A 7211-nucleotide genomic window follows, 5' to 3' on the forward strand; every position below is an offset into this window, starting at 1 on the left:
ACAGCCAAGGATTCAGTTATTGCCGAGTCCTTGGCTGAGTTTTTTTACCACCCCAAAAACGACCTAATGACCGATTGGGGTTAAAAAAATGGCATAATCGCTGAAAAGTGCGATTATGCCATTTCTTTTGTATATATGAAGGATTAGAATTCCACTTTGATGATATAGTCGTCTTCGTCACCCTTTCTGTCGTTCAGCTCGAAGATTGTCTTGCCAGTGGCTTTGTCCTTTCTGAACGCCAGTTTGTCGCCTGTGATGAGGTTTGTCGCCTTCTTGGCTTTACCCTTCATTGTCACGGCGATTTCACCATCCTTCTTGTCTGTGAGGATATGTATATAGAGAGGAGCCTTTTTCCCCTTTCCGCATGTCGACACGATGCTGTCGCCAAGCGCCACTTCTCCTGCCACAGTGCGGTATATGCTTTCGCCGGCATTGCCGTTCAGCCATTTGCCCATGTCGGCAAGACGGTCGAGAGCCGTTGCCGGAAGTTCGCCGTTTGGCTGCGGACCGATATTGAGCAGCAGGTTGGCTCCCTTAGCCGCTGTGCGCACGAGCAGTCTGATGAGTTCCTTGGTCGATTTATAGTTCTGGTCTTTTATCTTGTATCCCCACATGCCGTTCATCGTCTGACAAGTCTCCAGCGGCAACCGGCTGATAGACTGTCCTGACAGACCGTTCTTGTTCTCTCCCGGAATGTCTCTTTCAAACATCTGCATGTCTTCGCCCTCAAACGGAGTCTGGTGGTGGTTGTTGCCGATGATGCACGCCGGTTGCAGTTTGTGTATCATGGCATACTGCTCAGGCAGCTGCCAGTTGAATGGGATAGTGTCCTCGTCGTGGTCCCACCATCCGTCAAACCATATACCGTCCACCTTTCCGTAGTTTGTCAGCAGTTCGGTGAGCTGTGCGTTCATGAATTTGTAGTAGTGGTTCCAGTCCGCCTTCTTCGGGTCTTTGCCTGTTGTCAGTCCTGTTCTGCCGGCAGGGTAGTCCTCTCGTGTCCAGTCGATGTGAGAGTAGTAGAGATGCAGTCCTATTCCCTGCTTGTGGCATTCGTCAGCCAGCTGTCTCACGATGTCTTTGCCGTATGGCGTGTTCATGATGTTGTAGTCAGACTGTTTTGTGTCCCACATCGAGAAACCCTCGTGGTGGCGGGTTGTGAAGCAGATGTATTTGGCTCCCGAAGCCTTTATCGCCGAAATCCATTTCTCGGCGTTGAAGGAGTGCGGATAGAAAGCGTCAGCCACCTTGGCGTATTCGTCCTTGTTGGGACCATAGTTGAGATACCATTCCCCCTGTGCGAACATACTGTAAAGTCCCCAATGCAGGAAAATGCCGAATCGGTTGTCAGAAAATTCATTTCGTGCCTGCAGATTCTCTGCTGTCGGCACGTAATGCTGCTGGTTGCAGGTTTCGGTTTTCTGCTGGTTCTGTGCGTTGCCCAGAAGAGTTGCCGATGCAAGTAGTGCTGTTATCAATGCGTGTTTCATAAAAATAAGGTTATCAAAAGATTATTATAAACCCAGTTCCAGAAGTCCGCATAGCGGGAGTTTCCTGCGATGCGGACCATGAAGCCGGTTTTTCAGTCATTGTGTATTTCTTGTTCCGTGTATTGTCAAGGTCTCATCGTGTTAGGCAGTTTGAAGTCCTTGTTGAACACGTCAGCCACCTTGTCGATTTCGAGGAACGTGGTGCCGCCGCCCCTTCCGAAGCTGCCGCTCAGATATGCAATCTTGTCCTCCATCTTCAGGTAGCCCTTCTGTCGCAGCATTCTCAGCGCTGCCACGAACTGGTCCTGTGGTTGCAGTTTCTTATGCTGGAACACCGGAATCACTCCGTAGCTCAGAGCCAGCAGTCTCTGCACCCTTTCCTTTACGCAGATGGCGAGCACGGGGTTAGGACCGCGGAAAGCCGCCAGGTTGCGTGCTGTGCGTCCGTATAGGCTGTCGGTGATGATTCCCCTCACTCCGAGACGCTCCGTTGACTCGATAGCCTGTTTTGCAAGGAATTCGCTCACGTTGCAGTCGTTGCTCAATGGCACAGGGATGTCGTTTTCGCGCATCTTGTCCTTTTCTGCCTGTTCGGCTATGGCAGCCATTGTCTTTACAGCCTCCACCGGGTATTTACCCGATGCCGTCTCGCCGCTGAGCATCAGGGCGTCGGTGCGGTAGTATATGGCATTGGCGATGTCGGTCACCTCGGCACGTGTAGGACGAGGGTTGTTTATCATCGTGTGCAACATCTGTGTGGCAACGATAACAGGCTTCTTTGCCTCGATACACTTCTTGATGATCATTCTCTGGATTCCCGGAATGCGCTCGATAGGCACCTCGATGCCCAGGTCGCCACGGGCGATCATGATACCGTAAGACGCCTCGATAATCTCGTCGATATTGTCAACGCCCTCCTGGTTCTCGATCTTTGAGATGATCTTTATCTCGCTGTTGTGCTCGTCAAGAATTCTCTGAACAGCCAGCACGTCTTCCTTGCTGCGCACGAAAGAGTGGGCTATGAAGTCGATGTCCTCTTCTATTGCGAGCAGGATGTTCGCTTTGTCCTTTTCAGTCAGCGCCGGCAGGTCGATATGCTCTCCCGGAACGTTGACGCTCTTTTTCGAACCCAGCTTTCCATCGTTCTGCACCTCCACGCAGAGCGAGTCGCCGTCTTTTTCATAGACGAGCATATCCAGTTCTCCGTCGTCGAAGAGCACGTGGTCGCCCACCTTCACGTCGTCAATGAAATTTTCGTATGAAACGTTCACTGTGTTGTGAGTAGTATCTTCTGTATTGTGTCCGTAGATTTTCACCCTTTCCCCCGTTTTGTATTCAATGGGTTGGTCAGTGGCTGTGGTCCTCACTTCCGGTCCTTTGGTGTCGATGAGTATTCCGATGTGTTTTGACACCTTTCTCGTGTTTTTGATAATCTCGCGTAGACCGTCGTGTGAGGCATGTGCGGTGTTCATTCTGACTACGTTCACACCTGCCAGGAATAGCTGGCGGATAAAGTCTACACTGCATCTGCGGTCGCTGATAGAAGCTACAATCTTAGTTTGTTTCATACCTGTATATTATTTACCTATTTAAATTCAATGCAAAAATACAACAATAATTTCTATTTCCGTCTCAGGTGTTGTGATTATTTGCTGTTATTCGACTAAAACGATTTCGTTCAGGGGCTGAACCGTTGATGATGGTCATCTGTATGCAGCTTCAGTCCCATTCCTTGAAGTGCAGTTCCTGTTCCACCCATTGTGGTCTCTTCTTGTCGTCGCAGGGGTTCGACACGCTCAGTCCGATGAGCCGGATAGGTTTCGTTGTGGTGTCCACCTGTCTGAGGAGTTCCTTTGCCAGTGGCAGGATGTCCTGTTTCTTTGTGAGCACCCTGTCAGACGTTATGCTGCGTGTGATGTTGGTGAAGTCGGAGTATTTTATTTTCAGGCTCAGCGTCAGTCCTCTGAATCCGCTTTTCTCCAGTCTTGTCAGCAGTTCCATAACAGTGTGGTATAGTTCTATTATTATCGCCGACCTTTTGTTAATATCCTCCAGAAAAGTCTGTTCGCAACCCACCGACTTCCTTATCCTTACGTTCTCTACAGGCCGCTCGTCTATGCCACGTGCGAAATTATAGAACGTGGGTCCCGCCTTTCCGAACACCTCAGTGAGATGATTCAGCGAGCATTGTCTCAGCTGTTCCCCGTTGAATATCCCCATGCGGTGCATCGTCTCTCTCGTCTTCGGTCCCACGCCCCAGAAATCCTCTATCGGCAGCGTTGCGATGAAGTCGAGAGCACGGTCAGGGTGGATGGTAAACAGTCCGTCGGGTTTGCGGTAGTCAGAGGCTATCTTGGCGAGAAACTTGTTGTACGACACACCCGCACTTGCTGTCAGCTCCGTCTCCTGTCTTATAGCTTCCTTTATCTCCCTTGCTATGTCTTGAGCGAGCAGAATCTGCGGTTTGTTGCAGGTCACGTCTAGAAAAGCCTCGTCGATAGACAACGGTTCTATCAGCTCTGTATAGCGTTGGAAAATGGCGTGTATCTGTCGCGACACCTCTTTATACGCCTCATGCCTGCACGGCACGATAATCAGTTCCTTGCACAACTGTTTCGCCTTTGCCATCGACATAGCCGAGCGCACTCCATATCGCCTTGCCTCATAGCTCGCCGTAGACACCACACCGCGTGGTCCGTCAAACCCCACGGCAATCGGTTTGCCGCGCAGCTCCGGATTGTCTCTTTGTTCCACTGCAGCAAAAAAGGCATCCATGTCGATATGTATTATCTTTCTGATATTGTCCATTGGCTTGTCATGCAAGGATTTCTGTTTGTTGCTTCATGCCTGTTTCTGATGTAGGCATTTTGCGTGACTGACACGTTTGCAAATGCAAAGATAATGTTTTTATGGCAGATATATATAATGTTTCATTAACATCATTCAGTCTTGTTGGTCCTTGAAGTGGTTTGAATATTCTTCAGCAGTCTGGCTACAAGATCCTTTGTGTTATCTGACAAAATCAAGGAATCCTTATGAAACACATTTGGTGCTGCAAGTTCATTCTCTATCATCCTGTAGAAGCTGTCCTTGTAGTCAAGGTCATAGTAGCCTATGAGCAATGCAAGGAAATCTCCAAGAGAAAGGTTCTCTTCATGGAGGACATCCGTGTTAATTGTAATTTTCATTGTTTTTTGTCTTTTTAAAGGGTTATAAATGAAAAAGCACAACCCCTGAAGAGGAGCTGTGCTATAAAATATATTCTTATTAGTTAAGTATTGCTATTCAAACGAGAGGTAAGAACATATACTATATTATTATATTCATTGCATTGTGTGTAAGATGGAAGATTCAGCCTATAAAGAGCAAGACTTTTACAGTCTGTGTAAATATGACGTTAATCATCTGACTCTTTATTATTGTTATTGTTTTTATATTCTATTCTTGGAACTATTTCCTCGTCAAAAATATAATATATATATTTAATAAGAAAAGGATTGTGAAAATCCATCTTTTCTAATTTGTATTTTTTTATTATATTCAGAACAAACTCTGATTTTTTATACCTGTGAAAGCTAAAAATTGCCCAAAATTCCCTAATAGCCTTTGGTGACCATTTACCTTTTGCTAAATTAGTAACTTCCCCTAAAATACGTGATTGCTCAAGAGTTGGTCCTGCTTCAGGAAAATCACTACTGATGACCATTAATAGGAACAGGAAGATAAGGATCAATGGGATCCATAAAAACGGGTAATACATTATTTCCATCATGTAAATAATTCTGTTTAATTGTAAAAGGTTTATATCCTACAATTCCATCTAAGGGGTATCCGCCAAAGTTATCTATTACTTTTTGTGCCTTAGAACCATCCTCAATATGAAATTTTTTCTTTAGTCTATCTGCTATTTGCCATTGTGGATTCAGTTTCTGCTCATCTCTAAATTCCATCAGTTTAATACCATTTTGCTCTGCCAATTTAGTATAGTTAGAGTGTTCTCCTCCAATCATTCCTTTGGTAAATAAATCTGCCTCTATCGTTGTTTCGTCAGGTAAGGCACTTAAATCAAAATACCTTGGACCAATACCTTCATTTGTCATTCTATATGTTCCATCATAATTTTTTCTATACATAGTTATAGGGACTTCATCTTCGGAAATACCTGCCCATATTGCCCCATTTTGAAATCTGTTCTCTGCCGCTTCAGTTCCATAAGTAGAAACATATTTATTATACCAAGCAGGTTTCCTTCCATTATAGAATGTTGGTGGTTTCCTGTAAAAAGGTGCTGCGAATGTTGAAGGCAAGTCCAGTAAATGCCCCTTATAGCTAGCAGGATTTAGGTAATTGAGAGTGTAACGTCCTCTGTTCTTAAGGTTGTTTCTTACGAAATTTCCATATATTCCACCTGCTGTATATCCAGGGTTAAGAATCTCTCCCATTTCTGGGGTAAGAGGAGAATACATTGCTACATTAGTACTAAAGTCTCTGCCTGTAATGGCTTCTGATGCTTTGTCTACTGCCTTTCCTCCAAGACTGCCTCCAATGGTAGTCGCTAAGGTTGCAAGAGGTGCGGAGATTGCTGCTTTAAGCAATGTAGGTGCAAGTGCCGTAGTAACTATTGGTCCCCAAGTACCCTCTATTGCATTGATGATTGCACTTTGTGACCTCCTGGTTTTGCTCCAATCCACATTATTTGGGTCATAAGTCTTTACTTCCTCCTGTAGGAATGGGTTGTCCTTATAAGTATCATTACCTGTTGCCTTGTCATAGGCAGCTTGGGCTAAGTCAGTAAGAGTGGTGTCATAATCTTTTGGTTTTGTGGTAAGTTTATTCCAGGCGGCTTGTTGGGCATCATCCCATAATCCATTGTCAGGAACATCCAAATCTGCTGCCCTCATCATTGCCTGCCTTTTCTGCACTTCCTTCATTCCCTTTTTATATGGAGAATTGGGTGCTGTTGTCCGCCATTTCTCAAATTCTTGAGGAGACATCTGGGCAAACATGAGCAGAGGAATAGCGTTGTAGTTATCATCATAAGTATAATGTGTTCCATTAGGTCCTTGATAATACTCTCTTTCTATCAGTTTACCCTTATCATCATAGAACAATCCCTTCTTAGGCTGTTCAAAAAGCCCGTTCAAATTGGTTGAGAGGCTTATGTCTCCTGTATTATTCCTTTTTTTAGTCATAATGTTAATCTTTTGATGACAAAGGTAAGAAAACAAAGGATAACCTTAAAGAGGATTAGTTTCCTGCTAAGATTTCCTTTGCTTTTTACTTTATGGATACAAAGATATGAATTTATTCAGTATGTTGTATGGGAAGATACATCATTTCTTTATAAATTCTTCCAACTCACCAAGAGTATGGATGGTGTATATAGCATCCTTGTTGAAGTCCTTTATCATGTTTTCATGGATTTCCTGCTCTCTGGTGTTTTCATAATAAGGCATTATTATGATGAGGAACTTATGCCTCAGTGACCTTCCAAGTCTTTGTGGTCCAATTACTTCTGATGAAGAATAGTTTGCAAATATGGCATACTTGCAGTCTGTAAGATTGGCATTCTCATTGAGAATATTGACAGAGACTATGTGGTCAATCTTCCTATTGTTGCAATCATTGTATATTTGGTCAGAGTCTTTGTACTTTGAGGTCGTTTTCTTTATTATTGTTTTTCTGAAACAAAGTGTCATAGTATCATTTTGAGCTTCACTT

Annotated in this window: 7 protein-coding genes; all 7 read right to left on the reverse strand. The window is 44.7% G+C overall.

The window, feature by feature from the left end:
• Positions 1-143: 143 nt before the first annotated feature.
• Positions 144-1490 (reverse strand): alpha-L-fucosidase, encoded by a 1347-nt coding sequence (locus QVO99_RS02020; RefSeq protein ID WP_022315922.1) that lies wholly within the window; start codon positions 1488-1490, stop codon positions 144-146.
• 125 nt (positions 1491-1615) lie between these two features.
• Positions 1616-3058: a pyruvate kinase gene (pyk, locus tag QVO99_RS02025; protein ID WP_022315923.1), complete on the reverse strand. Its 1443-nt coding sequence runs from the start codon at positions 3056-3058 to the stop codon at positions 1616-1618.
• A 151-nt stretch (positions 3059-3209) separates the two neighbouring features.
• Positions 3210-4298 (reverse strand): DNA polymerase IV, encoded by a 1089-nt coding sequence (dinB, locus tag QVO99_RS02030; RefSeq protein WP_288176872.1) that lies wholly within the window; start codon positions 4296-4298, stop codon positions 3210-3212.
• 131 nt (positions 4299-4429) lie between these two features.
• On the reverse strand, positions 4430-4678 hold the full coding sequence (locus QVO99_RS02035) for a hypothetical protein (RefSeq protein ID WP_022315925.1): 249 nt from the start codon (positions 4676-4678) through the stop codon (positions 4430-4432).
• A gap of 209 nt (positions 4679-4887) precedes the next feature.
• Positions 4888-5196, reverse strand: a complete 309-nt coding sequence (locus tag QVO99_RS02040; RefSeq protein ID WP_278840581.1) for a hypothetical protein — start codon at positions 5194-5196, stop codon at positions 4888-4890.
• The gene (locus QVO99_RS02045; RefSeq protein WP_022315927.1) at positions 5183-6682 is read right to left on the reverse strand and encodes a hypothetical protein; all 1500 of its coding nucleotides are present in this window, start codon (positions 6680-6682) and stop codon (positions 5183-5185) included. The genes QVO99_RS02040 and QVO99_RS02045 overlap by 14 nt, the downstream gene beginning before the upstream one ends.
• A 141-nt stretch (positions 6683-6823) precedes the next feature.
• Positions 6824-7211: hypothetical protein (locus tag QVO99_RS02050; protein WP_288176873.1), on the reverse strand; the 388-nt coding region annotated here is incomplete at its 5' end.

Source organism: Prevotella sp. CAG:592 (genome assembly GCF_000436015.1).
Lineage (GTDB): Bacteria > Bacteroidota > Bacteroidia > Bacteroidales > Bacteroidaceae > Prevotella > Prevotella pectinovora.

What these genes read in the sequence shown, in the direction of transcription:
- QVO99_RS02020 (WP_022315922.1), bottom strand. Translation starts at nt 1,490, where the DNA reads ATGAAACACGCATTGATAACAGCACTACTTGCATCGGCAACTCTTCTG.
- pyk (WP_022315923.1), bottom strand. Translation starts at nt 3,058, where the DNA reads ATGAAACAAACTAAGATTGTAGCTTCTATCAGCGACCGCAGATGCAGT.
- dinB (WP_288176872.1), bottom strand. Translation starts at nt 4,298, where the DNA reads ATGGACAATATCAGAAAGATAATACATATCGACATGGATGCCTTTTTT.
- QVO99_RS02035 (WP_022315925.1), bottom strand. Translation starts at nt 4,678, where the DNA reads ATGAAAATTACAATTAACACGGATGTCCTCCATGAAGAGAACCTTTCT.
- QVO99_RS02040 (WP_278840581.1), bottom strand. Translation starts at nt 5,196, where the DNA reads ATGGTCATCAGTAGTGATTTTCCTGAAGCAGGACCAACTCTTGAGCAA.
- QVO99_RS02045 (WP_022315927.1), bottom strand. Translation starts at nt 6,682, where the DNA reads ATGACTAAAAAAAGGAATAATACAGGAGACATAAGCCTCTCAACCAAT.